The 26,983-nt window shown below is 72.2% G+C and carries 23 protein-coding genes and 2 pseudogenes; 11 read left to right on the top strand and 14 right to left on the bottom strand.

Annotation, left to right across the window (positions count from 1 at the left end):
• Positions 1-93: 93 nt before the first annotated feature.
• Positions 94-474, bottom strand: a complete 381-nt coding sequence (locus ACWCXC_RS01490; protein ID WP_450682420.1) for a winged helix-turn-helix transcriptional regulator — start codon at positions 472-474, stop codon at positions 94-96.
• A gap of 77 nt (positions 475-551) precedes the next feature.
• Here ACWCXC_RS01490 and ACWCXC_RS01485 point away from each other — a divergent pair, with 77 nt between their 5' ends.
• Positions 552-1,235 (top strand): NADPH-dependent F420 reductase, encoded by a 684-nt coding sequence (locus tag ACWCXC_RS01485; RefSeq protein WP_450885917.1) that lies wholly within the window; start codon positions 552-554, stop codon positions 1,233-1,235.
• Here ACWCXC_RS01485 and ACWCXC_RS01480 read toward each other — a convergent pair.
• The 3 genes from ACWCXC_RS01480 to ACWCXC_RS01470 all read right to left on the bottom strand — a co-directional run bounded on the left by ACWCXC_RS01480 (position 1,232) and on the right by ACWCXC_RS01470 (position 2,551).
• Positions 1,232-1,939, bottom strand: coding sequence for a hypothetical protein (locus ACWCXC_RS01480; protein ID WP_450885915.1), 708 nt, complete (start codon positions 1,937-1,939; stop codon positions 1,232-1,234). The two genes, ACWCXC_RS01485 and ACWCXC_RS01480, sit on opposite strands and share 4 nt — an antisense overlap.
• A 163-nt stretch (positions 1,940-2,102) precedes the next feature.
• Positions 2,103-2,309, bottom strand: a complete 207-nt coding sequence (locus ACWCXC_RS01475; RefSeq protein ID WP_450885913.1) for a hypothetical protein — start codon at positions 2,307-2,309, stop codon at positions 2,103-2,105.
• Positions 2,306-2,551: a hypothetical protein gene (locus ACWCXC_RS01470; protein ID WP_450682425.1), complete on the bottom strand. Its 246-nt coding sequence runs from the start codon at positions 2,549-2,551 to the stop codon at positions 2,306-2,308. Before ACWCXC_RS01470 ends, ACWCXC_RS01475 begins: the two co-directional genes overlap by 4 nt.
• 111 nt (positions 2,552-2,662) lie before the next feature.
• On the opposite strand from ACWCXC_RS01470, the gene ACWCXC_RS01465 reads away from it, so the two are divergent.
• Positions 2,663-3,499: a helix-turn-helix domain-containing protein gene (locus ACWCXC_RS01465; RefSeq protein WP_383643120.1), complete on the top strand. Its 837-nt coding sequence runs from the start codon at positions 2,663-2,665 to the stop codon at positions 3,497-3,499.
• Positions 3,496-3,702: a DUF397 domain-containing protein gene (locus tag ACWCXC_RS01460; protein ID WP_450885910.1), complete on the top strand. Its 207-nt coding sequence runs from the start codon at positions 3,496-3,498 to the stop codon at positions 3,700-3,702. The genes ACWCXC_RS01465 and ACWCXC_RS01460 overlap by 4 nt, the downstream gene beginning before the upstream one ends.
• Before the next feature lie 33 nt (positions 3,703-3,735).
• On the opposite strand, the gene ACWCXC_RS01455 is transcribed toward ACWCXC_RS01460, so the two are convergent.
• On the bottom strand, positions 3,736-4,680 hold the full coding sequence (locus tag ACWCXC_RS01455; protein WP_450682427.1) for an SMP-30/gluconolactonase/LRE family protein: 945 nt from the start codon (positions 4,678-4,680) through the stop codon (positions 3,736-3,738).
• Positions 4,681-4,786: 106 nt separating this feature from the next.
• On the opposite strand from ACWCXC_RS01455, the gene ACWCXC_RS01450 reads away from it, so the two are divergent.
• The gene (locus ACWCXC_RS01450; RefSeq protein WP_450885907.1) at positions 4,787-5,239 is read left to right on the top strand and encodes an Lrp/AsnC family transcriptional regulator; all 453 of its coding nucleotides are present in this window, start codon (positions 4,787-4,789) and stop codon (positions 5,237-5,239) included.
• Positions 5,240-5,245: 6 nt separating this feature from the next.
• Here ACWCXC_RS01450 and ACWCXC_RS01445 read toward each other — a convergent pair whose 3' ends face one another.
• Positions 5,246-7,249, bottom strand: a complete 2,004-nt coding sequence (locus ACWCXC_RS01445) for a PE-PGRS family protein (protein ID WP_450885905.1) — start codon at positions 7,247-7,249, stop codon at positions 5,246-5,248.
• A gap of 194 nt (positions 7,250-7,443) precedes the next feature.
• Here ACWCXC_RS01445 and ACWCXC_RS01440 point away from each other — a divergent pair.
• Both ACWCXC_RS01440 and ACWCXC_RS01435 read left to right on the top strand, forming a co-directional pair.
• Positions 7,444-7,887, top strand: a pseudogene (locus tag ACWCXC_RS01440) (N-acetyltransferase family protein); the annotation flags it as partial.
• A gap of 170 nt (positions 7,888-8,057) precedes the next feature.
• The gene (locus ACWCXC_RS01435) at positions 8,058-8,864 is read left to right on the top strand and encodes an HAD family hydrolase (protein ID WP_450885903.1); all 807 of its coding nucleotides are present in this window, start codon (positions 8,058-8,060) and stop codon (positions 8,862-8,864) included.
• A gap of 22 nt (positions 8,865-8,886) precedes the next feature.
• Here the strand turns inward: ACWCXC_RS01435 and ACWCXC_RS01430 are convergent, their stop codons facing one another.
• The 5 genes from ACWCXC_RS01430 to ACWCXC_RS01410 form a co-directional block, all read right to left on the bottom strand.
• On the bottom strand, positions 8,887-9,477 hold the full coding sequence (locus ACWCXC_RS01430) for a TetR/AcrR family transcriptional regulator (RefSeq protein ID WP_450682430.1): 591 nt from the start codon (positions 9,475-9,477) through the stop codon (positions 8,887-8,889).
• Between the two features lie 235 nt (positions 9,478-9,712).
• A complete protein-coding gene (locus ACWCXC_RS01425) occupies positions 9,713-10,621 on the bottom strand; it encodes an ABC transporter permease (RefSeq protein WP_450885900.1) in 909 nt (302 codons plus the stop codon).
• Entirely contained in the window at positions 10,608-11,603 is a 996-nt protein-coding gene (locus ACWCXC_RS01420; RefSeq protein WP_450685288.1) for an ATP-binding cassette domain-containing protein, read from the bottom strand. The genes ACWCXC_RS01425 and ACWCXC_RS01420 overlap by 14 nt, the downstream gene beginning before the upstream one ends.
• Before the next feature lie 123 nt (positions 11,604-11,726).
• Positions 11,727-13,028: a LolA family protein gene (locus tag ACWCXC_RS01415; protein ID WP_450885897.1), complete on the bottom strand. Its 1,302-nt coding sequence runs from the start codon at positions 13,026-13,028 to the stop codon at positions 11,727-11,729.
• 231 nt (positions 13,029-13,259) lie between these two features.
• Entirely contained in the window at positions 13,260-14,270 is a 1,011-nt protein-coding gene (locus tag ACWCXC_RS01410; RefSeq protein ID WP_450685290.1) for a polyprenyl synthetase family protein, read from the bottom strand.
• A gap of 157 nt (positions 14,271-14,427) precedes the next feature.
• Here ACWCXC_RS01410 and ACWCXC_RS01405 point away from each other — a divergent pair, with 157 nt between their 5' ends.
• The 5 genes and pseudogenes from ACWCXC_RS01405 to ACWCXC_RS01385 all read left to right on the top strand — a co-directional run bounded on the left by ACWCXC_RS01405 (position 14,428) and on the right by ACWCXC_RS01385 (position 21,509).
• Complete coding sequence (locus ACWCXC_RS01405; RefSeq protein ID WP_450885894.1) at positions 14,428-15,927, top strand: peptide MFS transporter; 1,500 nt, start codon at positions 14,428-14,430, stop codon at positions 15,925-15,927.
• A 54-nt stretch (positions 15,928-15,981) separates the two neighbouring features.
• Positions 15,982-17,976: a CocE/NonD family hydrolase gene (locus tag ACWCXC_RS01400; RefSeq protein ID WP_450685292.1), complete on the top strand. Its 1,995-nt coding sequence runs from the start codon at positions 15,982-15,984 to the stop codon at positions 17,974-17,976.
• Positions 17,977-18,034: 58 nt separating this feature from the next.
• Complete coding sequence (fahA, locus tag ACWCXC_RS01395) at positions 18,035-19,261, top strand: fumarylacetoacetase (RefSeq protein ID WP_450685293.1); 1,227 nt, start codon at positions 18,035-18,037, stop codon at positions 19,259-19,261.
• Positions 19,262-19,276: 15 nt separating this feature from the next.
• A pseudogene (locus tag ACWCXC_RS01390) lies at positions 19,277-20,841 on the top strand (HEAT repeat domain-containing protein); the annotation flags it as partial.
• A gap of 59 nt (positions 20,842-20,900) precedes the next feature.
• The gene (locus ACWCXC_RS01385) at positions 20,901-21,509 is read left to right on the top strand and encodes a Uma2 family endonuclease (RefSeq protein WP_450886390.1); all 609 of its coding nucleotides are present in this window, start codon (positions 20,901-20,903) and stop codon (positions 21,507-21,509) included.
• Between the two features lie 21 nt (positions 21,510-21,530).
• Here the strand turns inward: ACWCXC_RS01385 and recQ are convergent, their stop codons facing one another.
• From recQ to ACWCXC_RS01370, 3 genes are all read right to left on the bottom strand, one after another.
• Complete coding sequence (gene recQ / locus ACWCXC_RS01380) at positions 21,531-23,606, bottom strand: DNA helicase RecQ (protein WP_450885891.1); 2,076 nt, start codon at positions 23,604-23,606, stop codon at positions 21,531-21,533.
• Positions 23,607-23,750: 144 nt separating this feature from the next.
• Entirely contained in the window at positions 23,751-25,415 is a 1,665-nt protein-coding gene (nuoN, locus tag ACWCXC_RS01375; RefSeq protein ID WP_450685302.1) for an NADH-quinone oxidoreductase subunit NuoN, read from the bottom strand.
• On the bottom strand, positions 25,412-26,983 hold the full coding sequence (locus tag ACWCXC_RS01370; RefSeq protein ID WP_450685303.1) for an NADH-quinone oxidoreductase subunit M: 1,572 nt from the start codon (positions 26,981-26,983) through the stop codon (positions 25,412-25,414). Before ACWCXC_RS01370 ends, nuoN begins: the two co-directional genes overlap by 4 nt.

Here is a 26,983-nt window from a genome sequence, read left to right as displayed (position 1 = left end):
GTAGGGGGAGGGTCAAACGGTGACGGGAATGACGTGGGTGGCCGTGGCCGGGCCGCTACGGCTCGCGGTGGGGCGCCCGCCCCGGACTCCGCTTCAGGACGCGCCCGACCCGCCGGCCGCGTCCGGGGCGCAGGCGGCTTCCTGGGCCGCCATCACCTCGTCACCGTGCTCGAAGGCCCAGGCGCCGAAGGCGTCGATGGGCGCCAGCAGGGTCCGGCCGAGAGCCGTCAGACCGTACTCGACCCCCGAGGCCGCGCCGGCGCGTGGCTGCCGGTCGACCAGTCCGTTGAACTGCAGCCGCCGCAGGGTCTCCGTGAGGACCTTGGAACTGATGCCGCCGATCCGCTCCCGCAGCTCGACCGGGCGCCTGGGACCCTCGCGCAGCGACCAGAGCACCACGGCGTTCCAGGTGTTGGAGAGGAGGTCGAAGGCGAGGCGGGCCCGGCAGTCGGCGAGGAAGGTGTCGGTCGTCACGTACCACATGGTGCCCGAACGCCTCTCTAGCGTCGGGAGAACCGTCGGAAGCAGCAGGTACGGAAAGGGAACGCGTGATGAGAATCGGCGTACTGGGAACGGGCAACATGGCCGACGCACTCGCCACCCACTGGGTGCGGGCCGGACACCAGGTGACCATCGGGGGACGCCACACGCACAAGGCGGAGCGCCTCGCGCGGCGCATCGGAGGCGGCGCGAGATCCTCGGATCTGCGCGGCGCCGCCGACTCCGGTCAGGTGGTACTGGCCGCGCTGCCCTTCGGAGCGAACACGGAGGTGGCGCGGGACCTGCACACGGCGCTTGAGGGCAAGGCGCTGATCGACTGCTCCAATCCGGTCGGGCCGGGCTTCCGGCTGCTGACGGAAGGAGGCCCCTCGGCCGCACGCCACCTGGCCGAGGCGGCCCCGCGAGCCCACGTGGTCAAGGCGTTCAACCTCTGCCACGAGGACGTGTGGCGCATGCGACCGCCCGTCTTCGACGGACGGCCCCTGGCCGTGCCGGTCTGCGGGGACGACGCCTCGGCCCTCGCACGCGTCCGCGAACTGGTGCGGGACGTGGGCTGCACCCCCGTGGCCGGCGGCGGTCTCGATCGGGCGGGCCTCCTGGAAGCGACCGCCGCGCTGTTCATCGCCCTGTGGGTCGGCGAGGGAGCGGACGCACAGGCGATCGCGCCTCCGCTGGCCTACGCGGCGGGACCGGGCCGCAGGGAAACGGACGGTGGCACCGGGGCCGGCTCCTAAGCCTTCCGGGACGCGGTCGCCGCCCCGGTCGTGCCCCGGGGCTCCGACCGGTCCTGCGAGCGGCTCGGCTTCCGGCCCTGTTTCCGCTCCTGCTTCCGGTCCGGCTTCCGGCCCTGCTTCCCCTCCTTGTCCCCGACCCGCCGCTTCATGGCCAGCGCGCCCGACACGGACATCAGGAGGAGGAGCGTGCCGGTGACGGGTACGAGGACCGCGAAGGTGATGGGCGGGTCCGTCGTCGTCGCCGGCACCAGGTCGTCCGGATCGCGCAGGATCTCGTACCGGTCGCCGGGGCGGCTGTCACGGCCGCACCGGCCACCGTCCCGGACCCAGTCGGTACGCCCCTCGGCGTCCACGACCTTGCAGCCGTACGACACGCTGCCGGCCCGCCGGTTCTCCTGCCGCGTCACTTCGGTGACCGTGGCCTGTACGCGCTCACCGCGCCAGCTGAGCACCGCACTGCCGACGCCGGCGTTGCCCAGGATGAGCAGAGCTATTCCGCAGATTCCCAGCACCAGCATGTGCTTCTCGTACGGCGCCCCCAGGCAGAACAGGCCGAGCAGGCCGACGCCGAACGGGACGACGAGAAGGACCTTGGCGTAGTCCGGAACGTCGTGCAGAAGCGGAGCCAGAGCCGCGCTTCCCGCCATCAGGAGCCCGCCGGCGAGACCCAGCAGGGCCCCCGCCGTCCCGGGGCGCCTCGGCACCCACCCGCTCACCCTGCTCCACGCCCTCCGCAGGCCCTGCCCCCGTACCATCGCCAGCCGCCTCCCCCGCCGCACCCGCGTATCCCAACTCGCGTACCCCGTACGGTCGGTCCTACGCGAACGGCCCGGAACCCGACCCGCGTACGGGGGGTGCGGTGGCGCCCTACGCCGGCTCCGCGCCGTGCGCGGTCGCCGCGTGCCGCCGCCGGAGCACCCGGAAGTCCGTCTCCCGGCTCCCGTCGCCCGCACGTTGCGCGGCCTCCTCGGCGACGGCGAACGCGTCGCACGTCCCGCACCCGCCCGACGACGACGGGGCGGTGTCGGCGTCCGCCCCGGCGCCCTCGCGCCCGTCGCGCCCCTCGCTCGTCATACGACCTCACCCCGACTCCGCGCGTTCTCCCGCGCGTTCCGCGCCCACAGCCGCTCCCGGGACGTCGCCTCCCGCGTGTGCTCGGGCAGCACCTCCCACTCGGCGCCGCCCCGGGCCGGACGGAGCATCCAGTAGGGCCCGGCAACCCCTCGGAACTCCCCGATCCGGGGCAGATGCGCACGGGTCACGTCGACGACGAGGGTTCCGGGGGCGGGGGCGAATTCGGACGGTTGTACCTGCATAGACACTGCCGTACCTCTCCGTAGTCATTCCACTACCAAGGCGGCTCAGCGTGCCCTAGGGTCGAGAACCATTCAACGTGTCACTCATGAGCGAAAGGTCGGTGACACCCCTTGAACATCAAGGAGTTACAGCCCGACAGCAGCCCCCAGGCCGCCTACGGCGCACGGGTCCGCAGCATGCGAGAAGCCCGGGGCTGGAAGCAGGAGGACCTCGCCGAACGGACGGGCTACTCCAGTACGCACATCTCGGCCGTGGAAACGGGTCGCAAGATGCCAACCCTTCGGTTCTCGCGCAGTGCCGACCAGGCTTTCGGCACCGGAGAAACCGCTGACACGTTCGAGCGCCAGTACCGGGAGATCCGGCACGGATCGCTGTTGGAGGGCTTCCCTCAGTACGTGGGGTACGAGGGTCGTGCGGTGGAGCTGCGGCTGTACGAGATCGGGATCATCCCGGGGCTGCTCCAGACTCCGGAGTACGCCAGGGTGTTGGCGTACAGCGCGGTCCATCGCGGCGCGATCCCGCCCGAGCAGGCCGACGAACGCGTCTCGTTCCTGGCGGAACGACAGGCGGCACTCGTACGCCCCAAGCCGCCCATGATGTTCGTGACCATGGACGAGAGCTGCATCCGTCGCCCGGTCGGCGGACCGGAGGTCATGAACGCCCAGTTGGACCGGCTGATCGAGTTCGCAGAGATGCCGAACACGCTGCTCCAGATCGCTCCGTACGAGATGGCCGAGCGGCGAACGTTCGACCTACCCGTCAATCTGCTGACGCTTCCGGACCGGTCCGTGATCTGCTACGCAGAGTCCCAGACCCAAGGGCACCTGGACCGTGAAAGCCCGTCGGTACTACCCATGTTGACGGCCTACCATCAACTACAGGCCGAAGCGCTGTCGCAGGCAGCATCCGTGGCCATGATCAAAAAGATGCGAAAGGGCACTCCGTGACGACCGAATCCCCGCGCTGGTACACCTCCTCGTACAGCAACAACGGCGGCAACTGCGTCCAGGTCGCCACCAACCTCGCCCCCACCGGCACCGTCCCCGTCCGCGACTCCAAGAACCCGACCGGACCCGCCCTCGCCCTCACCCCCGCCGCGTTCACCGCGTTCGTCGCGGGCCTCAAGCGCGGTGGGGGTGACCCCGTCTGACACTGCCGGAGGTGCGGTTCCGGGGCCGGTCGCTCAGAGCCAGGGCCGGTGGCCCGGTCCGGTCGGGTGCGTGCCGGTGACGCCCATGACCACCGAGTAGAGGCTGGTCTCCGCAGTGATGAAGAGGCGGTTCCGTTTCGCGCCGCCCCAGGAGATGTTGGACACCGCCTCGGGGACGTCGAGGCGCCCGATCAGCGTGCCGTCGGGGTCGTAGCAGTGCACGCCGTCGCCCATCGCGGCTGCCCAGAGCCGGCCCTCGTCGTCGAAGCGGAGATTGTCGAAGCGGGCGTTCTCGCGGGCACCCGCTTCGGCGAAGACCTCGCCGTCGGACAGCGTGCCGTCCTCGCGCACGTCGAAGACCCGGATGAAGCCTGCCCGCGTGTCGGAGACGAACAGGTGCCGCTCGTCGCGTGAGAAGACCAGGCCGTTCGGCGCACCGAAACAGTCGGCGACCAGCCGCACTTCGCCCGTGGCCGGGTCGATGCGGTAGACGTTGTTCGAGCCGATCTCGCTCGGCGCGCGATAGCCCTCGTAGTCGCTGGTGATGCCGAAGTCCGGGTCGGAGAACCAGATCGAACCGTCGGACTTGACGGCCGCGTCGTTCGGACTGTTCAGGCGCTTGCCGTTCCACCGGTCCGCCAACACGGTCACGGTGCCGTCGTGTTCGGTCCGGGTCACTCGGCGGTTGCCCTGCTCGCAGGTGATCAGCCGGCCCTGACGGTCGAGGGTGTTGCCGTTCGTGTGCCCGGCCGAGCGGCGGAAGACGCCGACATCCCCGGTCTCCTCGTCCCAGCGCAGCATCCGGTCGTTGGGGATGTCGCTCCAGACCACGTGCCGCCAGCCAGGCACATAGATCGGCCCCTCGGCCCAGCGACAGCCGGTGTACAGGACCTCCAATGCCGCGTCGCCGTTCATGCACCGCCCGGTACGGAACCGGTCGTCGAACATCTCGTACAGCCCGGGGCGCTCGCTGGTCATGAGCTCTACCTTTCCCATATGCCTCACGTGCCGAATCTCGTTCACCTTAAGGCCAACCTTTAGGGATCAGATATGGTCAACACAAGGTAATACCGAATGGGGAGCCATGGATCACATCGATCACGCCCTGCTGACACATCTCCAGCAGGACGCCACCCAGTCCTACGCCGCCCTGGGGCGGGCCGTCGGTCTCTCGGCCGGCGCCGCTCACGAACGCGTGCGCAAGCTGCGGGAGCGCGGCGTGATCCGGCGCACCACCGTCGAGACGGACCCGGCCGCGCTGGGCGGCGCCGTCCTGGCCTACGTCATGGTCGACTCGACGTCCTGGATGGGTGACTCGGCACAGGACTTCGCCGGGATCCCCGAGATCGTGGAGGCGCACATCATCGCCGGGAGCGCCTCGGTGCTGGTGAAGGTCAGGACCGCGTCCACCGAGCAACTGCAGGATGTGCTGCGCCGGATCTACGCCATCGACGGGGTCAGCGGCACGCAGGCCACGGTGGTCCTGGAGACCTTCTTCGAACGACCGCTCTCCCCGCCGGGGCCCGAACAGACGTGACCCGGCTCATGGTTCCGGTGTCGCGCCCGTCGGGGACTGGATCCGTTGGAGCATCTGTTCCATGACGGGGGTGGGCAACGCGGCGTGCTGGGCTGCGGCTTGTGCGGTCTCGGGGTCTCTCAGCAGACGGACCAGCGTCCTCGCGGGCAGCCCGGGGTGCCGACAGGCCGCGTGGCGCACGTCTTCGTGCGGATCGTCGAGCAGCCGGACGGCCGAAGCAGGCGTCAGCCGAGGATCGGACGCGGCCCGGTGCCGGACTTCACCGTCACGGTCCCGGCTGAAGCGCTCGACCAGATCGTCTCTCGACTCCGTGTCGTCCAGAGCCAGTTGCCGCAGGCGTGGGTTCGGGTCGTCGGCGTAGCAGAGCAGGTCGCGGCGGGGGAAGTTCGGGTGACCGCGGGGGCGATCGGGAGTGCTGAGGCTTCCGGTCCACCACTGCCACACCCTCAGCAGCATGTCGGCGGGCGCGTCATCGCAGGATTCCGCGAGGAAGAGCTGGCCGACACGGTCCTGGTCGTGGGCGAGGCGTACGACGACGTCCGGCGGGAGGTGCCGGGCGCGGGCGACGCTCCTGCGAACGAGGGGGTGAGTGGAGGCGGCCAGGCGGCGCATGGCTCCGGGATCCCCGTGGAGTGCCGTGACCCAGTCGAGCGGGTGGTGGTGGACGCGCGGGTCGAAGTCGATGGGGATGCCCGCCCGTTGTTCCTCGGTGAGGTCGGAGCGGACGGCCACCACGGAGCGGACGCTCTCGGCGGGATCGCGCGCCAGGAGGCCGACCAAATCCGGATCCAGGTGCGGGTTGCCCGCCAGGGAGCGGCGCTGGTCCGGGGTGCCGTGGCGGGCCAGGTGCGCGGCGAGGTCACGTTCCAGACGACAGGCGCCCACCGCGCGGTCCGCGAGTTCGGCGGTTTCGAGAACCGACCGAGGCATCGGGTGCTCCTGGTGGTGCTGGAACAGCGCCTCGATCCGGACCCTGCCGGAGGGGTCGTCCAGGAGCACGCGCCGGGCCGGGGCGTCCAGATGAGGCCATGCCCCCGGGCAGGCCGAGGCTCGTACGGACGCGTCGGCGTCTGCGGCCAGGGCGGTGAGCATCCGTGCGGGCAGGCCGGGGAGGCGGGCGACCTCTTCGCGGACCCTGGGGGACGGGTCTGCGGCGAGCCGCTCGTAAGCGGTGGCGGTGAGCTCGGCGCGCCGGTCCGCCGCGAGCATGGTGAGGAGCCATCGGTCCCGGGGTTCGTGTTCGCCCAGAAGCAGGCGGGTCCACTGCTCAGCGGTGATGTTCGGCTGGACTTCGGCCAGCCGGAGCCTCACCTTCCGTTCCGGATGGTCCATGGCCGCCTCGACGACCGCCGTCGGCAGGGGGCGCCACAGGAGTAGGTCCGACAGACCCAGGAGTCGGGCGCGCAGGTCATCGGGGGTGGCCGGGTTGAGTGCGAGTCCGTGCGCCCACATCTCGCGCACTCTCTCCGTAGGCCCCGGTCCCTGAAACAGGGTCGCCCACGCGGCTTCCCGCTCCCGAGGGTTTTCGCGGGCCGCCTCCCGTGCGGCTGCCTCCTGACGTTCTCCGAGGTCGTCCAGCAAGGTGAGCCAGACCTCGTCCTCCTCGGTCGTCACCCCGATCAGAGCACTGCCGTCCGGCGCCAAGGTGAGGAACTCCGGCTGTCCGGGCCGCTCGCCGAGGACTCCCGCGAGGTCCCACCGCTCGGTGAGCCGCACCCGTGTCCATCGTCGGGGCGACCCTCCGGTCCAGTTGCCGGCGACGTCGATGAGGAAGACGCCGCCCTCGTCGAGGATCCCACTGCCGGCCGCGAGCCGGTGCCATCGCGCATTGAGCTCGGCGACCAGGCCGGGGAGGTCCCCTCGTACGGCCACGGTCGGCTCGGCGGCGGCCGAGACGACCGGCCGCCAAGCGGCTCGGGGCGGCAGCACCTCCTCGATTCGCGCTTCCCCCACGACGTGCAGCCCCGCACGCTGGAGCAGTTCTACGAGTGCGTCTCTCCCACCCCTCATGGGAGCCCATCCTGCCCGAGCCCCCTTCCCACCCTCCACGCAATCGGTGGGATGCGGGGACTGCCCAGGACGGCGGACGCCCTCGGGCGGAGCGGCGAATCCCGGACCGCGCCACAGGCGACCCCCGGCACCGAGGCGCCCAAGCACTCCCCGCAGAGGCCCACCCCGGCGGGCCCCGGGCCTACGCTTCCCCCATGCCGGATGCCGCGTCCCACTTCGCCCGCTACCTGACGTACGTGACGTCCCCCCGGCCGCCCGTCTCGCCCGACCTCGTGGAGGCGGAGCCGGGCGATGTCGGTGAACTCGCCGCGTTCCAGGCGGCCGTCCGGGGAGAAGCGGCGTCGGACTGGGCCGATCGGATCGCGCGGGCCGTCGGAGGCGGGCGGAGCGCGTTCGTGGTCGCCAGGGCGGGCGGGGAGCTTGCCGGGTACGGGAATGCGGCGTTCCTGGCGGAGCGTCCGGAGGACGGGGCGCCGGGCGGGTACTACCTGACCGGGGCGACGGTGGCCGCTCCCTGGAGGCGGCGCGGGATCGGCGGAGCGCTGACACGGTGGCGGATGGCGTGGGCGTGGGAGCGGGCCGGAGAGGTGTGGTGCTTCGTGTCCGCGGAGAACCCGGCCTCCCTGGCCCTGCACGAGGCGCTGGGCTTCACGGAGACGCGGCGCGCGGCGGGATTCCAGGGGGTCTCGTTCGACTGCGGCGGGGGGTTCTCCTGCGCGCCCGCCCGCCTCTCTGCCCCCCTACCCGATCACCCCGCCCCGCCACAACTCCGCCGGGGCTCCACGGGCGACCGCCTACGCTGGATTCCATGCCCATCCCATCCGCATATGCCCTCGTCGCGACCGACCTGGACGGCACGTTGCTGCGCGGCGACGACAGCGTCAGCGCCCGGACGCGGGCCGCGCTCGCCCTGGCCCGTGGGGCGGGGGCCCGGCACCTCGTCGTCACCGGGCGGCCGGTGCCGGGGGTGCGGGCGCTGCTGGAGGGGCTGGGGTACGAAGGGCTGGCCGTCTGCGGGCAGGGGACGCAGGTGTACGACGCGGGGGCGCGGCGCACGGTCCGGGCGGTCACGCTGGACCGGGAGGCGGCCGACGCGGCGCTCGGGAAGATCGAGGCGCAGGTGGGACCGGTGTTCGCTGCGGTGGACCAGGACGGGGCGCGCGGGCGCACCCTGGCCGAGCCGGGGTATCGGATGCCGCACGCCACACTGCCCGCCCAACGGACCCGGCACCGGGCGGAGTTGTGGGCCGAGCCGGTCATCAAGGTGCTCATCCGGCACCCCGAACTGAGTGACGAGGCGCTGGCCGCCGAGGCCCGTACGGTCGTCGGCGATCTCGCCACGGTGACGCACTCCGGGCCGGACACGGTCGAACTTCAGCCGTACGGGGTCGACAAGGGCGCCGGAATCGCCCTGGCCGCCGAGGAGCTGGGGGTCGATCCCCGTACCGCCATCGCCTTCGGCGACATGCCCAACGACCTGCCGATGTTCCGTGCCTGCGGCTACGGCGTGGCCATGGGCAACGCCCACCCGCTGCTGCGGGAGGCGGCCGACGAGGTGACCCTCTCGAACGAGGCCGACGGGATAGCGGTCGTCCTGGAGCGGGTGTACGGCTGACCGCCGGCCACCTCCGGGAAGGTCACCCCTCCCCCGCCCCCAACGCCCGCAGCACATGCTCCACCAGCCTCGCCACCTCCTCCTCGTCCTGCATCGGCTTTCGGAGGACGTGGCGGTAGTAGACGGGGCCGTAGAGCATCTCGACGGCGAGGCGGAGGTCGGCGTCCGGGGGGATCTGGCCGCGTGACTGGGCGGACCGGAGGTGGTCAACGACCTCGTCGAAGCGGGGTTCGATGAGCTGGGTCCGTACGGTTTCGGCCAGCTCGTCGTCGTGGTGGACCTCGGAGAGGATGCCGGCGTACGCGGGGCCGTAGGGCGGGACGGAGAGGACCCGGACGGCGCCCGTGACATGGGCGCGGAGGTCGGCGGCGATGTCGCCGGAGTCGGTGAAGGGGACGCCGGTGACCAGGGCCTGGGTGAACGCCTCCAGGAGGACCGCGCTCTTCGCGGGCCACCAGCGGTAGATCGTCTTCTTGCTGACGCCCGCCCGCGCCGCGATCGCCTCCACGGTGACGCGTCCGTACCCCTTCTCCGTGCAGAGGTCGAGCGCGGCCCGGAGCGTCGCCCTGCGCGCGCTCTCGCTCCGGTGGGGCGAACCCGGCGATGTGATCATTCGGGGCGATGTGATCATTCGGTGAGCATAGGTCTGTTTGAGCCAATCCTTGTTGACAGTGCGTCGCCAGAAGTCGAACAATGTTCAAGCGGAAAAGGGAACGGACCGTGTCGGTTCGTTCCGTGCCTTCGCACCGTTCGTGCCGTTCGTGCCGCGACGAGCCGATCGGGGGACGGCTCGCCGGCCGACGGTACGGCCTGCCGACCCCTTCCCCGCGATCCGCGCCCCATGCCGCTCAGGCCGTGATGTCCTTCGCCGTGAACCGCGCCCACGCCGCCGAGCCGAACACCGCCGCGTACAGGCCCTGAAGGCCCAGGTTCTTGACGATCTCGTCCAGGTAGAGGGGATCGCGCATCAGGTCCGCGAAGGACAGCCAGTAGTGCGGGAAGAGATAGGGGTGGATGCCGCTGAGCTGCGGGATGGTGTCCAGGATCTGCACGGTGATCAGGACGCCGACCGTCGCCGCCATCGCCGCGATCCCGCTGTTGGTCAGCGTCGAGACGAAGAGGCCGACGGCCGCGAAGCCGATGAGGGAGGCCGCCACGGCCACCGCGACCAGCCCGGCCCGCACCAGGCCCTCGCCGAAGCCGATCCGCGTACCGGAGATCGTCGTCAGGTCCCCGACCGGGAACAGCAGCGCGCCCACCGCCAGCGCGGAGGCCGCCACCACCAGGGTCGCGACCAGGCAGAACGCCAGCGTCGAGGCGTACTTGACGAGCAGCAGCCGGGTCCGGCCGGCCGGGGCGACCAGAAGGTAGCGCAGGGTCCCCGCGTTGGCCTCGCCCGCGATCGCGTCGCCGGCGATCACCCCCACCGCCATCGGCAGGAAGACCGGCAGGGTCGCGGCCAGGGCGGCGAAGACCAGGAAGAGGCCGTTGTTGGTCACCTGGGAGAGGAACGCGGGGCCCGCCCCGCCCTCCGGGCCGCCCCGGCCGCCGTCGGAGGTCTCGATGCGGACCGCGATCCCGATCAGGACGGGCACCGCCGCCAGCACCCCGAGCAGGGCCAGCGTCCGCCAGCGGCGCAGCGTCGTCGCCAGCTCGGAGCGCAGCAGACCCAGGGTCCACAGGGGGTGGCGGCGGACCCGGGCCGGGGCGGGCGCGGGAAGGGGAACAGGAACGGGGGCCTGGTCAGCCTGCGACATCGAATCCCTCTCCGGTGAGTGCGACGAAGGCGTCCTCCAGGGAGGCCCGCTCGACGCCGAAGGAACGGACCCGGACGCCGCCGTGGACCAGCGCCGCGTTCAGCTCGGACAGCTCCGCGGAGGCCGGCGGGGCGTCCGCGCGGACCCGGTCGCCGTCCTGGGTGATGCCGGTGATGCCGTGCTCCTTGAGGACGCGGGCGGCGTCGGCCGGGTCCGGGGTGGTGACCGCTAGGCGGCCCCGGGCGCCGGCGGCCAGTTCCGCCACCGCGCCCTGGGTGATCAGCCGGCCCCGGGCCATGACCGCCGCGTGCGTGCAGACCTGCTCGATCTCGTCGAGGAGGTGGGAGGAGAGGAAGACCGTGGTGCCCTCGGCGGCCAGCTCCCGGACGAGCGCGCGGATCTCCCGCATCCCCTGGGGGTCCAGCCCGTTGGTCGGTTCGTCCAGGACGAGCAGGCGGCGGGGCCGCAGCAGCGCGGCGGCCAGGCCCAGGCGCTGCTTCATGCCCAGGGAGTACGCCCGCGCCTTCTTGCCCGACGCGGCGGCCAGCCCCACCCGCTCCAGCGCCGCGCCGACGCGGGCGGTCCGGGTGCGCGGGTCGGCGGTGGGGTCGGCCCGGTCGTAGCGCAGCAGATTGTCCCGGCCGCTCAGGAAGCCGTACAGCGCCGGTCCTTCGATCAGCGCCCCGACCTGCGGCAGCACCGTCCGTGCCGCGTGCGGCATGGGGGCGCCGAGGACGCTCGCGGTGCCGGCGGTCGGGTCGATGAGGCCCATCAGCATCCGGATCGTGGTCGTCTTGCCGGAGCCGTTGGGCCCGAGGAAACCGAAGACGCTGCCGCCGGGGACCGTGAGGTCCAGTCCGTCCACGGCGAGCTGGCCGCCCCGGTAGCGCTTGGTCAGGCCCCTGGTCTCGATCACGGGCGGACCCTCGCCCGCCGCCCGGGTCCGGGGCGGCGTCGCGGGACGGGTCCCGGACTCGTTCATCTGTCGTACCCCCATGGGTTCCAAAGGCGGCCGCGAACGCCACCGCCCCGCCGTACGGAGGCTACGGCGGGGCGGGGCGGTGATGCGGGTGGACGCGTCGGACCGGCCGGCGCCGTCCGTGGTTCAGCTCGCGCTGTTGGCGGCCTTCACCAGGGCGTCCTTGTCGACCGCGCCGACGAAGACCCGGCCGTCGTCCGTCATCAGCGCGTTGACCAGGCGGGTCTTGAAGACCGTGCCCGAGCCGAACGTTCCGTGGACCTTGTCGCCGAGCGCGTCGAGGAACTGCCGTGCCTCGGCGGGGATCTCCTTGTCCGAGGGCGCGGCCTTCGAGGAGGAGGACGGCAGGCCCGCCCCGCCCGGGGTCTTCAGCTCCGCGACGGCGTTCCAGCCCTCACCGATGACCTTGACGCCCTCACCGTGATCGCCGAGGCCGAGGCCGCCCAGCTCGCCCGCCGCCTTCTCCGCCTCCGCGCGGCGCTCGGCGGCGTCCTTGCCCGCCTCGTCCGCCTCGGTGACCTTGGCGCCCTTGGGCGGGGTGAAGGTGAACGAGGACGCCTTCGGGGCGCCGAAGTCCACCGAGGTGAACCCGGCGTCCACGACGGCCGCGCCGCCGCCGCTGGGCAGCAGTGTGAACTTCAGCGGCGTCCCGTTCTCCGCGTCGACCGCGATGGTGATCGAGCCGACCGTCGAACCGCTTCCCTTGGGCTTGAGGACCAGGCGGTACGCGTCGCGGCCCGCGACGTGCGCCGTGCCGTCGACCGTGACGGACGTGGAGCCGTCCGCGGCCTTCAGGGCCTGCTCGGCCAGGGCCTCGGGGGTCGCGGGCACGCCCTCGGGCACCGCGTGCCCGCGCTTCTCGGCGCCCTGGCCCCCGCGGGTCTCCCCCGCCTTCTGACGGGCGTGGTAGACCTCGTTGAACGTGCTGTCGTACGCCCAGACCTCGTCCCCGTTGTGGATGAGGCTGTACTCGGACGCCTGGTCCAGGATCGACAGCCGCTGCTTGTCGGGGCCGTCGGCGGCCACCCGGAGGGTGTGCGTGCCGGAGGCCAGCTCCGTGAGCTTCGTCTGCGGGTCGGCGCTCGCGCCGCCCCGGCCGCCGTCGCCCGCCCCGCCCGGGACGAACGAGCCGGCCAGCCCGCCGAGGGACGGGATGCCCAGGTCCGTGGTGATCTTCACCGTGCCGGAGAGCCGCTGGGTGTCCGACGCGGCGATCTTCTCGATGAGCTGCCGCGCGGTGATCTCCGGCAGATCGGGGTCGCCCGAGCTGGCGAGCGCCGGGACCAGCCCGATCGTGGCGGCGGCCACACCCGCCACCGCGACCGGGACGATGTAGCGCACCGCCTTCCGGCGGCCCGGGACGGACCGGCCCGTGCCGCCCGTGGTCGTGGCCGTGCTGTCGGCCGCTGCGCTGTCGTTCGGTGCCATGTGTGCCCTACCTCCGTGGTCGGCGGCTTCCGTCCGGATGCACTCGTCCACTCCGTGCCGCCATTCTCACCCGTTTTGGTCAGGAGTGGTTGTGTCTCCATCAGACCAAAACGGACGGCCCGGATCGTCAGCCCCCGGGAGCAACTCCCCGTACCTCTACGGGATGACACCGACGGCCCGATTCTCCGCCGCCCAGTAGGGGTCGGTCCGCAGGGCGTACGGCGCGGCCGCTCAGCCGGCCCGGTGCACCACCGCGTCGCACATCTCCTCCAGCGCGAGCTTGGCGTAGCACTCGGGGAGCGGCTTCAGCGTGGCCCGCGCCTCCTGGGCGTACCGCACGGTGTCCTGGCGGGCCTGGGCGAGGGCCGGGTGGGCGCGCAGCCGGCGCAGCGCCTCGGCGAGCACGGCGGGGTCGCTCAGATCGCCGTCCAGCAGTGCGACGAGCTCCAGATCGTCCGGCTTGCCGTCGGCGGCGGCCTGGGCCCTGAGGTGGAGGACGGGGAGCGTCGGGATGCCTTCGAGGAGGTCGGTGCCGGGGGTCTTGCCGGACTCGTGGGAGTCGGAGGCGATGTCGAGGACGTCGTCGGCGAGCTGGAAGGCCACGCCGAGCCGCTCACCGTACTGGGTGAGGATGTCGGTCGTGGACTCGTCCGCGCCCGCCATCATCGCGCCGAAGCGGCAGGCGACCGCGATCAGCGAGCCGGTCTTGCCGCGCATGACCTCCAGATAGTGGTCGACCGGGTCGCGGCCGTCGCGCGGGCCCGCGGTCTCCAGGATCTGCCCGGTCACCAGGCGCTCGAACGCCTCGGCCTGGATGCGCACGGCCTCCGGGCCGAGGTCGGCCAGGATGTGCGAGGCGCGGGCGAAGAGGAAGTCGCCGGTCAGCACGGCCACGGAATTGCCCCAGCGGGCGTTGGCGCTGGCCACGCCGCGGCGGACGTCGGCCTCGTCCATCACGTCGTCGTGGTAGAGCGTCGCCAGGTGCGTCAGCTCCACGACCACGGCGGCCGGGACCACGCCCGGGGCGTCGGCGTCACCGAACTGCGCGGCCAGCATCGCCAGCAGCGGCCGGAACCGCTTGCCGCCCGCCCGCACCAGGTGCTGGGCGGCCTCCGTGATGAAGGGCACCTCGCTCTTGGTGGCATCGAGCAGCCCGGACTCGACAGCGGCCAAACCGGCCTGGACACCGGCCTCAAGCGCCTGGTCCCGCACGCTCAGCCCGAACGGCCCGACGACGGTCACGAGGGGATCTCCTGTCTGCTGACGATCACACGGAATGTCGATGTGTCGTTGTCAACCACTGAAGTCAGCGTATCCGGTCCCCTTTGGATCACCGTGGGCGCCTTCCCGCCACCGCCGGTATGTTCGAGATCAGCTCATACGGTCAGGAGTCACCCCTTTGTCCAGCACAGCCGCAGACACCGAACCGGCCCAGCCGCCGCCGGGCGACGACCACGCCTTTTTCGGCCAGCCCCGGGGGCTGATGACGCTCTCCGGCCTGGAGGTCTGGGAGCGGTTCTCGTTCCTCGGCATGCAGGCGATCCTCGTCCTCTATTTCGCGGACACCGTCTCCAACGGCGGCATGGGCATGGAGGCCGGGACCGCCGCCTCCGTCTCCGCCGCCTACGGCACCCTCGTCTACCTGGTCTCCGTGGCCGGCGGCTGGCTGGCCGACCGGATTCTCGGCTCGTACCGGGCCGTGCTCTACGGGGGCATCCTCATCGCCTGCGGGCACTACGCCATGGCGGTGCCCACCGATGCCATGACGTGGGTGGGCCTGGGGCTGATCAGCGCCGGAACGGGCCTGCTCAAGCCCAATGTCGCCACGATGGTCGGCAAGCTCTACCGCACCGAGGACGAGCGCCGTGACGCCGGGTTCGCCCTCTACTACATGGGCATCAACATCGGCGCCTTCCTCGGCCCGCTGGTCACCGGCTGGCTGGGCGACCACGCCAGCTGGCACTGGGGCTTCTCGGCCGCCGCCTTCGGGATGACGCTCGGCCTGATCCAGTACGTCCTGGGCCGCCGTCACCTGGCCGGGCGAAAGAACCAGGCCGAGTTCGCGCTGGCCCCCGGACCGATGCGCCGGGCCGTGCGGCTGATCGTGCTCGGCGCCGTGGTCGTCGCCGCCGTGGCGACCGCGCTGGCCCTGGCGGGCTGGCTGACCATGGACCGCTTCGTCGACCTGCTGACGCTGATCTCGGTGATCGCCCCGGTGGTCTACTTCGCGGTGATGTTCCGCAGCCCCCGGGTCACCGCCGAGGAGCGCGGCCGGCTCCGCCCGTACGTGGTGCTGTTCCTGGCCTCGGTGGTCTTCAACTTCATCCTCTTCCAGGCGTACTCCACGATGATGCTGCTGGCGTCGACCAACGCCCGGACCGAGATCTTCGGCTTCCACTTCCCGGCGAGCTGGTACGCCTCCGCGCTCGGCGCCTTCGAGGTGGCGCTCGCTCCGGTGGTCGCGGCCGTCTGGGCGAAGATGGGCCCCCGCCAGCCGCACGCCTCCAACAAGATCGCGATCGGGGTGATCCTCGGCGGTCTGTCGTTCCTGCTGATGGTCCTGCCGACCTCGGGCCACGCGGACGACACGTACAAGATGGCCGCCTGGTGGATCGTCGGCTCCTATCTGCTGCTCGGCCTCGGCGACATCCTGCTGGAGACCTCCGGCATGTCCGCGACGACCAAGCTCGCCCCGAAGGCGTTCGCCAGCCAGACGATGGCCCTCTGGTTCCTCTCCCTGGCCCTCGCCAACGGCATCCAGGCCCAGATCGTGAAGCTGTACGGCGAGGTCTCCAACCCCGCGTACTTCGGGGTCAACGGCGCCATCGCGGTGGTGGCCGGCGTGGCCGTCATCGCCGCCGCCCCCTGGCTCCGGCGCACCATGCACCCCGTCCACTGAGGCCCCCGCGCCCTTCCTCCCCCGTCCCCCGTCCATGTACCTGAGGTAGCCCCCATGCACATCCAGACCTCGTTCCCGTACGAGACGACCCGCGAGGACCTCTACATCCCGCTGGCGGACGGCACGCAGCTGTACGCCCGGATCTGGCGGCCGGTCACGGACGAACCCGTTCCGGCGCTGCTGGAGTACCTGCCCTACCGGCTCAGCGACTGGACCGCGCCGCGCGACTGGCAGCGCCACCCCTGGTACGCGGGCCACGGCTACGCCTCGGTCCGGGTCGACGTGCGCGGCCACGGCAACAGCGAGGGCATGCCGGGCGACGAGTACGACGCGACGGAGCTGGCGGACGGCGTGGCCGTCATCCACTGGCTGGCCCAGCAGGAGTGGTGCTCGGGCCGGGTCGGCATGTTCGGCATCTCCTGGGGCGGGTTCAACTCGCTCCAGATCGCCCAGCTCGCCCCCGAGCCGCTGAAGGCGATCGTCACCGTGTGCTCCACCGACGACCGCTACGACAACGACGTCCACTACATGGGCGGTTCCGTCCTCGCCGTGGACATGCACGCCTGGGCGGCGACCATGCTCGCCTTCGTCTGCCGGCCGCCGGACCCGGCGGACGTGGGCGACGACTGGCGGCAGATGTGGCTGGACCGGCTGGAGGCCGTGGACCCCTTCATCCACACCTGGCTCGCCCACCAGACCCGGGACGACTACTGGAAGCACGGCAGCGTCTGCGAGGACTACGGGGCGGTCAGGGCCGCCGTCCTGGCGGTCGGCGGCTGGCACGACCCGTACCGCGACACGGTCCTGCGGCTGGTGGAGCACCTGGACCCGGCGAGGGTGCGCGGGCTGATCGGGCCCTGGTCGCACCAGTACCCCGACCGGGGGCTGCCGCCGGGGCCGGGCATCGGCTTCCTCCAGGAGACGCTGCGCTGGTGGGACCAGCACCTGAAGGACAAGGACACCGGGGTGATGGAGGAGCCGCTGCTGCGCGCCTGGATCAGCGAGTCCCACCGGCCCGCGACGGTCTACGAGACGCTGCCGGGCCGCTGGGTCGGGGAGACCCGCTGGCCGTCGGAGAACATCCGGCCGGTGGCGTACGCCCTCCAGGGCGGGCCGCAGATCGTCGACTCGCCGCAGCAGACGGGCATGGACGCCGGGCGGTTCTTCCCGTTCGGCAACGACGCCGACCTCCCGCCCGACCAGCGCGACGAGGACGCCAAGTCGCTGTGCTTCGAGTTCCCCGTCGAGGACGCCCCGATCGAGATCCTGGGCCGCCCCCGGGTCAGGCTGCGGATCCGGATGGACGTGCCCCGGGGCCAGGCGGTCGCCCGGCTCTGCGACGTGGCCCCGGACGGCGCCTCCACGCTCGTCACCCGGGGCGTCCTCAACCTGGCCGCCCGCGAGGGCCGCGACCACGCCGTGGACTGGCCCGAGGGGGCGACCGAGGACGTCACCTTCGAACTGAACGGCATCGGCCACACCTTCCCGCCCGGCCACCGCATCCGCCTCGCGGTCTCCTCCTCGTACTGGCCGTGGATCTGGCCGCAGGCCGGCTCGGCCGGCTTCACCCTGGACGCCGACGGCAGCTTCGTCGAACTCCCGGTCCGCGCACGCACCGAGGACCCCGCGATCCGTTTCGAGGAGCCCGAGCAGTCCGAACCCCTCGGCGTCGTCCACCCCGTCACGCTGGACGAGCAGCGGCCCGAGCGGCTGGTGGTCCGCGACGTCGCCAAGGGCGAATGGCGGATGGAGGTCGATCCGCGCTACGGCGGCACCCGGGTCTACCCCGACGGCCTGGAGTTCACCGAGGACGCGCGGGAGACGTACACCATCCAGGAGAACGACCCGCTCTCGGCCCGCACCCGCTCCGACTGGACGATCCGGCTGCACCGGCCGGAGATGGCCTGGGACGTGCTCGTGGAGACGCGTTCGGAGATCTCCTGCGACGCCCATGACTTCCTCACCTCCAACGAGGTGGTCTGCAAGGAGGGCGGCGAGGTCGTCTTCCACCGGACCTGGGAGAAGCGCATCCCGCGCACGGCCGGGTGAGCGGTGGGGGCACGTAACGTGTCCCCCACAGCGACCCCGGAAAGCGAGGCAGCGACCCATGCCGGAGCAGAGCAGTCCGCTCGATGTGGCCGAGGGCGACCCCTTCGGCCCGCACCACCTTCCCTACGGCGTCTTCTCCACCCCCGAGCGGCCCGAACACCGCGTCGGCGTCCGCCTCGGCCGCCATGTGCTGGACGCCGGGGCCGCCGCGCACGCGCTGGGGTCGCCGTACGCGCGGCTGCTGGCGCAGCCCGATCTGATGGCCCTGCTGGCGGCCGGGCGCACCGCCTGGAGCGATGTGCGCCGGGCGCTGACGGCCTGGGTGACGGTCCCGGCCCACCGGGAGACCGTCGCCCCGCTGCTGCACCCGCTCGACGCGGTGACGCTGCACCTGCCCTACCGGGTCGCGGACTACGTGGACTTCTACGCCAGCGAGCACCACGCCTCCAACGTGGGCCGGATCTTCCGCCCGGACGGCGAGCCCCTGACCCCCAACTGGAAGCACCTGCCGATCGGTTACCACGGCCGGGCGGGCACCGTGGTGGTCTCCGGCACGGACGTGGTGCGCCCCTCGGGGCAGCGCCGCACGCCCGCCGACCCGGCCCCGGTCTTCGGCCCCTCGGTGAAGCTGGACATCGAGGCCGAGGTCGGCTTCGTCGTCGGCGTCGGCTCGGAGCAGGGCCGGGCCGTGCCCCTCGCCGACTTCCGCGAGCACGTCTTCGGCCTGTCGCTGCTCAACGACTGGTCGGCGCGCGACATCCAGGCGTGGGAGTACGTCCCGCTGGGCCCCTTCCTCGGCAAGTCCTTCGCCACCTCCGTCTCGGCGTGGGTGACCCCGCTGGAGGCGCTGGACTCCGCGCGGACCGCCCCGCCCGCCCGGGACGTCCCGCTGCTGCCCTACCTCGACGACGCGGACGAGGACGAGCCGGGCGGCTACGACCTGCGGATCGCCGTCGCCGTCAACGGCCGGGTCGTCGCGGAGCCGCCGTTCTCCACCATGTACTGGACCGCCGCCCAGCAGCTCGCCCAGATGACGGTCAACGGCGCCTCCCTGCGCACCGGCGACCTCTACGCCTCCGGCACGGTCAGCGGCCCCGAGCCCTCCCAGCGCGGCTCCCTCCTCGAACTGACCTGGAACGGCCGCGATCCGCTGGACCTGCCCGACGGCCCGCGCACCTTCCTGGAGGACGGCGACACCGTGACGCTCACCGCCTGGGCACCGGGCCCGGACGGCGTCCGCGTCGGCCTCGGCGAGGTGACGGGGCGGATCGTGGCGGGCGCCTGAGAGGTCCGCATGCCGGACGCGGCGCGGCACACGGCCTACGAGGGCGAGCTGTCGGCCGATCAGCTGCGGGCGGCCCACGAGCTGGTCTACCGGCCGCTGCGTCATCCGGACGGGCCGCCGCAGACCCAGGTCGAGTACAAGCTGCGCCGGTTCGTGAACGACTACGTGGCCCCGCCGAAGTCCGGCGCCCGGCTCGCCATCGCCCTGGAGTCCTTCGAGCGGATGCGCACGGACCTCGCGGAGATGGGCGCGACCACCCCGCACGAGCTGATGCGGTGCGCGGAGGTGTCGTTCATCCGGGACTGCGCGGAGATGGCCGCCCGCGCCCCGCTGGCCCGCACGGAGTCCCGCTGGGGCTGTACCACGCGCGCACGGACCATCCGGAGCGCGATGACGCGGACTGGTTCCACGATCTGGACCTGCGCAAGTCCCCGTCCGGCGCGATGGAGTTCACGGCCCGCCCGGTGGCCCCGTACCTGGTCCCGGTGGAGGGCTTCGCCCCGGTCGGCGGGCCGGTGCGGCGGATCGGGGAGGTCGTGCCGGCCGGGGTGGGGACGGCGCGAGCGCGGGACGCGGCTCCGGTGTCGGCGTCGGCGCGGAAGGCGGCGTCGGCGTCGGCGTCGGGTGCGGCTGCCGCCCCGTCCGCCCAGGGGCCCGTCCCCTCCGCCCCCTCCACCTCGCCGCGCATCCTGGAGCTGCTGGCCCTGGGCGAGGGCGAACCCGACCTCGCGGCCCTGGCCCCCTACCTGGACGACCCCGACCCGGCCGTCCGCCGGGCCGCCGTCGCCGCGCTCACCGAGTCCACTCCGCCGGGCGCGGGCCCCGCGCTGGCCGGTGCCCTGGGCGATCCGGCCGCCGCCGTCCGCGCCGCCGCCGCGTCCCTGCGCGAACTGGTCGAGGTGCTGCCCCCGTCCCCGCAACTCCGCACCCCGTTGGTGGCCGCGCTCTCCTCGCCCGACGCGGTGGTCCGGGCCGCCGCGCTGGACACCCTGCGGGCGCTGCGGCTCGGCGACGCGTCCCTCTACACGGGCCCGCTGGACGACCCGGAACTCGATGTCCGCCTCTCGGCCGTCCGCGCCCTGGTCTCCGTGGACGCGGTCGACGGACTGTCCCGCGCGACCGCCGACGACGCCCGCGAGGTCCGCGTCGCGGCTGCCAAGGGCCTGGCCGCCGTACGCGACCCCGCCCCGGCCCCCCTCGCCCCGCTCCTCGACGACCCGGACGCCCTGGTCCGCGCGGCGGCCCTCGGCGCCCTCGCGGAGACCGGCTGCCCGACGGCGTACGCCGAGCGCGCGGTGGCCGCCCTGACCGACCCGGCCTGGCAGGTCCGCGCGGGCGCGGCAAAGGCCCTGTCCTCGGCGGACCCGGCCCACGCGGTGGGCCCGCTGGCCGGTGCGCTGGACGACTCGAACGCCGACGTCCGCAAGGCGGCGGTACTGGCGCTGCTGCGTCACGGGCACGCCCCGGGGGTGCGGGACGCACTCGCGGGGGCGGTCGCGGACCCGGACGCGGATGTGCGGGCTTATGCGGGGCGGGGGGGTGGGGGCCTGAGCACCGGTCACCCGTGCGGAGGACCCTGATGCCGGTCCCGGGCGCATGTGCGGTCCGGGACGCGAGACTCCGCCGCATGGGTACACCGATGAACCGCGAGCCCGCGCCTCCCGGACCGCGATGGGCGGTACCGCCCGTGGGCGGCTGGACCGCCGACGACCTGGACACGCTGCCGAATCTGCCACCGCACACGGAGCTGATCGACAGCAGTCTGGTCTTCGCGTGCCGCCAGAACGTCTTCCATTCCCGGGCCGTCAGCTTCTTCAGCCGGCACTTGCTGTCCTCGGCGCCGCCCTCTCTGGACGCCGTGGCCCGTTTCACGATCGACATCGACCGCTCGAACCGGCCCGAACCCGATGTGATCGTCGTCCGCGGCGACGCCGTCGAAAGCCTGCGCCAGACGCGCTTCCCCGCGAGCAGCGTGGTCCTCGCCGTCGAGGTCGTCTCCGACGATTCGGTCACCCGTGACCGGGAGACCAAGCCCGTGAAGTACGCACGGGCGAAGATCCCGCACTACTGGCGGGTGGAGGACCAGGGCGGGCGCACGGTCGTGTACGTCTTCGAGCTGGAGCCCGTAACCGGGGCCTACACCTCCACCGGGATCTTCCACGACCACATGAAGGTGTCCGTGCCCTTCCCGGTCGATCTGGACCTCACCGCGATCATGCCGCGCCGGCGCGGGGCGGACCCGCAGTAGATCCGCCCCGCCCGTCCCGCCTCACTCGTACTCCGGCGGCTCCTCGTCCCAGCCGAACCCGTCGTCGTCGAAGGCCGGTGCCTGGGCGGCGGGCCGGGCGGCCGACGCGTGCGCGGGGGCCGGGGCGGGCGCCTGCCGGGCCGGGGCCGGGGTTTCGGACGGCGGGGGCGTCGGTGCGGGGCTCTCCTCCGTGTCAGGGGCGGCCGGGAGGCCCGCCAGGACCTCCAGGACGCCCTCGCCGTACGTCGCCAGCTTCTTCTCGCCGAGGCCGCTGATGCCGCCCAGCTCGTCCAGCGTCGTCGGGCGGAGCGTGGCGATCTCGCGGAGGGTCGCGTCGTGGAAGATCACATACGCCGGGAGGCCCAGCTCCTTGGCCTGGGCGCCGCGCCAGGCGCGGAGGGCCTCGAAGACGGGGACGGCGGTCTCCGGGAGGTCGGCCGGGGCGGCCTTGGCCCTGCGCTCGCCCCGGGTGGCGGAGGAACGGGAGGCGGCGGGCTTCTTGGGCTCCTTGCGGAGCAGGACCTCGCGCTGCCGGGAGAGGACGGAACCGCTGTCCTCGGTGAGGACGAGCGTGCCGTACTCGCCCTCGACGGCGATGAGGCCCTGGGCGAGCAACTGGCGGACGACGCCGCGCCACTCCGCCTCGGACAGCTCCTCACCGATGCCGAAGACGGAGAGCTGGTCGTGGTCGAACTGGATGACCTTGGCCGTGCGGCGGCCGAGGAGGATGTCGATGATCTGGCCGGCGCCGAACTTCTGGCCGCGCTCCCGCTTCAGCCGGACGACGGTGGAGAGCAGCTTCTGGGAGACCACCGTGCCGTCCCAGGTCTCGGGCGGGGCCAGGCAGGTGTCGCAGTTGCCGCAGGCGGCGGCGGTGGGCTCCTGGCCGAAATACCTCAGGAGCTGGGCGCGGCGGCAGTGGACCGTCTCGCAGAGGGCGAGCATCGCGTCGAGATGGGAGGCGGCGCGGCGGCGGAACGCCTCGTCGCCCTCGCCGCCCTGGATGAGCTTGCGCTGCTGGACGACGTCCTGGAGGCCGTACGCCATCCAGGCCGTGGACGGGGCCCCGTCGCGGCCGGCGCGGCCGGTCTCCTGGTAGTACCCCTCCACGGACTTCGGCAGGTCGAGGTGGGCGACGAAGCGGACGTCCGGCTTGTCGATGCCCATGCCGAAGGCGATGGTCGCGACGACGACCAGGCCCTCCTCGCGCAGGAAGCGGGACTGGTGGGCGGCGCGCGTGCCGGCGTCCAGGCCCGCGTGGTACGGAACGGCCTCGATGCCGTTGCGGCAGAGGTACTCGGCGGTCTTCTCCGTGGAGGCGCGGGAGAGGCAGTAGACGATGCCCGCGTCCCCGGCGTGCTCCTCCTTGAGGAAGGTGAGCAACTGCTTCTTGGGGTCGGACTTGCCGACGATGCGGTACTGGATGTTGGGGCGGTCGAAGCTGGCCACGAAGTGCTTGGCGTCGGGCATGCCCAGGCGCTGGGTGATCTCGCCGTGCGTGGCCTCGGTCGCCGTGGCCGTCAGGGCGATGCGCGGGACGTCGGGCCAGCGCTCGCCCAGGACGGACAGGGCCAGGTAGTCGGGGCGGAAGTCGTGGCCCCACTGGGCGACGCAGTGCGCCTCGTCGATCGCGAAGACGGAGATCTCGCCCCGGGCCAGGAGCGCGAGCGTGGCGTCCAGCCGCAGCCGCTCCGGCGCCAGATAGAGCAGGTCCAGCTCCCCGGCCAGGAACTGGGACTCCATCGAGCGGCGCTCGTCGAAGTCCTGCGTCGAGTTGATGAACCCGGCCCGCACGCCGAGCGCCCGCAGCGCGTCGACCTGGTCCTGCATCAGGGCGATCAGCGGCGAGATCACGATGCCCGTGCCTCGTCTGACCAGGGACGGGATCTGGTAGCACAGGGACTTTCCGCCACCGGTCGGCATGAGCACGACGGCGTCCCCGCCGGCCACCACATGATCGACGATCGCTTCCTGCTCGCCCCGGAACTCCTCGTACCCGAAGATCCGGTGCAGCGTGCGCCGCGCCTCGCTCTCGGTCCCGGCCCCGGTGGGGTCCGTGGTCCTGTCCGTCACGCCTGTCCCGCCCGTCATGTTCATCGCGCTGTTCCCCCGGCGGCTGTCCGTTCCCGTCCCGGTGCTCTCCCCTGCCACGATAGGCGCCGCCTACGACAACGCCGGACGGGCTTGACTTCCCCAGGGGGGTCAAGCCCGTCCGGCGCCGTGCGCTCCGTGGTGTCCCGGCTACCGCGCGAACACCCCGGCCTGGCCCGCCAGATCCAGGAAGTACTGCGGGGCCAGGCCCAGCACCAGCGTGACGGCGACGCCGAGCCCGATCGTGGTCATCGTCAGCGGGGACGGGACGGCGACCGTGGGGCCGTCCGCCTTCGGCTCGCTGAAGAACATCAGCACGATGACCCGGATGTAGAAGAACGCGGCGATCGCCGAGGAGATCACACCGACGACGACCAGACCGGTCGCCCCGCCGTCCGCCGCGGCCTTGAACACCGCGAACTTGCCGGAGAAGCCCGAGGTGAGCGGGATCCCCGCGAAGGCCAGCAGGAACACCGCGAAGACCGCGGCGACCAGCGGGGAGCGCCGGCCGAGACCGGCCCACTTCGACAGGTGCGTCGCCTCGCCGCCGGCGTCGCGCACCAGGGTGACGACGGCGAAGGCGCCGACGGTCACGAAGGAGTACGTGCCGAGGTAGAAGAGCACCGAGGAGACGCCCTCCGGCGTGGCCGCGATGACACCGGCCAGGATGAACCCGGCGTGCGCGATCGAGGAGTACGCCAGGAGCCGCTTGATGTCGGTCTGGGTGATGGCGACGACCGCGCCGCCCACCATCGTGACGATGGCGACGCCCCACATGACCGGGCGCAGGTCCCAGGTGAGCCCGGGCAGCACCACGTACAGCAGGCGCAGCAGCGCGCCGAACGCGGCGACCTTCGTGGCCGCGGCCATGAAGCCGGTGACCGGGGTCGGGGCGCCCTGGTAGACGTCCGGGGTCCACATGTGGAACGGGACGGCGCCGACCTTGAAGAGCAGGCCGGTCAGGATCATCGCGCCGCCGATGAGCAGCAGCGCGTCGTTGCCCATGGTGTCGGCGAGCGCCGGGTCGATCTTCTGGAGGGAGCCGTCGACGACGGTCGCGATCTTCGCGTACGAGACGGAGCCCGCGTAGCCGTAGAGGAGGGCGATCCCGAAGAGCAGGAAGGCCGAGGAGAATGCGCCGAGCAGGAAGTACTTCACGGCGGCCTCCTGCGACATCAGCCGCTTGCGGCGGGCGACGGCGCACAGGAGGTACAGCGGGAGGGAGAAGACCTCCAGGGCCACGAAGAGCGTCAGCAGATCGTTGGCCGCGGGGAACACCAGCATGCCGGCCACCGAGAAGAGGACCAGCGGGAAGACCTCGGTGGTGGTGAAGCCGGCCCGGACGGCGGCCTTCTCGCTGTCGCTGCCGGGCACCGAGGCGGCCTGGGCCGCGAAGGAGTCGACCCGGTTGCCGTGCGAGGCGGGGTCGAGCCGGCGCTCGGCGAAGGTGAAGACGGCCACCAGGGACGTCAGCAGGATGGTGCCCTGGAGGAACAGGGCGGGTCCGTCGACGGCGACGGCGCCCATCGCGGCGATGTGCGCGTCCGTCGTGCCGTATCCGGCGGCGGCCAGGCCGATCACCGCCGCGAAGGCGGCGACCAGCGCGGCGACGGTCAGCAGGACCTGGGTGTAGTAGCGGGCCCGTCGCGGCACAAACGCCTCGACGAGGACGCCCAGGACGGCGACTCCGATCACGATCAGGACCGGGGACAGCTGGGTGTACTCGATGACCGGCGCCGTGAACTTCTCCTCGGGCGCGGCCGTCGTCACCCCGCCCGCCACGGTCCACAGGCTGTGGACAGCTGTTGCGCTCACTTGGCGGCCTCCACCTCGGGCTGGGGGTCCTTCTTCTGTACGTCCGACATGGTGTGCTGCACCGCCGGGTTGACGATCTCGGTGAGGGGCTTGGGATAGACGCCCAGGAAGATCAGCAGCGCGATCAGCGGGACGACCACCGCCAGCTCCCGGACCTTGAGGTCCGCCATGCCCTGGACCTCGGCCTTGACCGGGCCCGTCATCGTCCGCTGGTAGAGGACGAGGACGTAGATCGCGGCGAGCACGATCCCGGTGGTGGCGATGATGCCGACCGCCGGATAGGCGGAGAAGGCGCCGACCAGGACCAGGAACTCACTGACGAACGGGGCGAGGCCCGGCAGCGACAGCGTGGCGAGTCCGCCGATCAGGAAGGTGCCGGCCAGCACCGGGGCGACCTTCTGCACCCCGCCGTAGTCCGCGATGAGCCGCGAGCCGCGCCGGGTGATGAGGAAGCCGGCCACCAGCATCAGCGCGGCGGTCGAGATGCCGTGGTTGACCATGTAGAGCGTGGCGCCGGACTGGCCCTGGCTGGTCATGGCGAAGATGCCCAGGATGATGAAGCCGAAGTGCGAGATCGACGCGTAGGCGATCAGGCGCTTGATGTCGCGCTGGCCGACCGCGAGCAGCGCCCCGTAGACGATGCTGATCAGGGCCAGGACCAGGATCACCGGGGTGGCCCACTTGCTGGCCTCCGGGAAGAGCTGGAGGCAGAAGCGGAGCATCGCGAAGGTGCCGACCTTGTCGACCACGGCGGTGATCAGCACGGCGACCGGGGTGGTCGCCTCGCCCATGGCGTTGGGCAGCCAGGTGTGCAGCGGCCAGAGCGGGGCCTTCACCGCGAAGGCGAAGAAGAACCCGAGGAAGAGCCACCGCTCGGTGCCGGTCGCCATGGTGAGCGAGCCGTCGGCGCGGGCGTCGGCGATCTCGGAGAGCGAGAACGTCCCCGTGACGACGTGGAGCCCGATGACGGCGGCCAGCATGATGAGCCCGCCGACCAGGTTGTAGAGGAGGAACTTCACGGCCGCGTAGGAGCGCTGGGCCGAGGCGTTCTCGTCGGTGCCGGTGTGCGCCCGGTCCCCGAAGCCGCCGATGAGGAAGTACATCGGGATGAGCATGGCTTCGAAGAGGATGTAGAAGAGGAAGACGTCGGTGGCCTCGAAGGAGAGGATCACCATCGCTTCGACCATCAGGATCAGCGCGAAGAAGCCCTGGGTGGGGCGCCAGCGCGAGGAGTTGGTCTCCAGCGGGTCGGCGTCGTGCCAGCCGGCCAGGATCACGAAGGGGATCAGCAGGGCCGTGAGCGCCATGAGCGCCAGGCCGATGCCGTCCACGCCCAGTTCGTACCGGACGCCGAAGTCCGCGATCCAGGCGTGGGACTCGGTGAGCTGGTAGCGCGCGCCGTTGGGCGTGAACCGGGCGAGCGCGATGCCCGCCAGGACCAGGGTGCCCAGCGAGAAGGCGAGCGCGACCCATTTGGCCGTGGTGCGCCGGGCGGCCGGGACGGCGGCGGTGGCCACCGCGCCGATCGCCGGGAGCGCCGCCGTCGCTGTCAGGAGGGGAAAGGACAT

This window comes from Streptomyces sp. NPDC001515, assembly GCF_053597115.1.
Note: the sequence above shows the minus strand (reverse complement) of the source record. Positions and strands in the feature narration are given on the sequence as shown.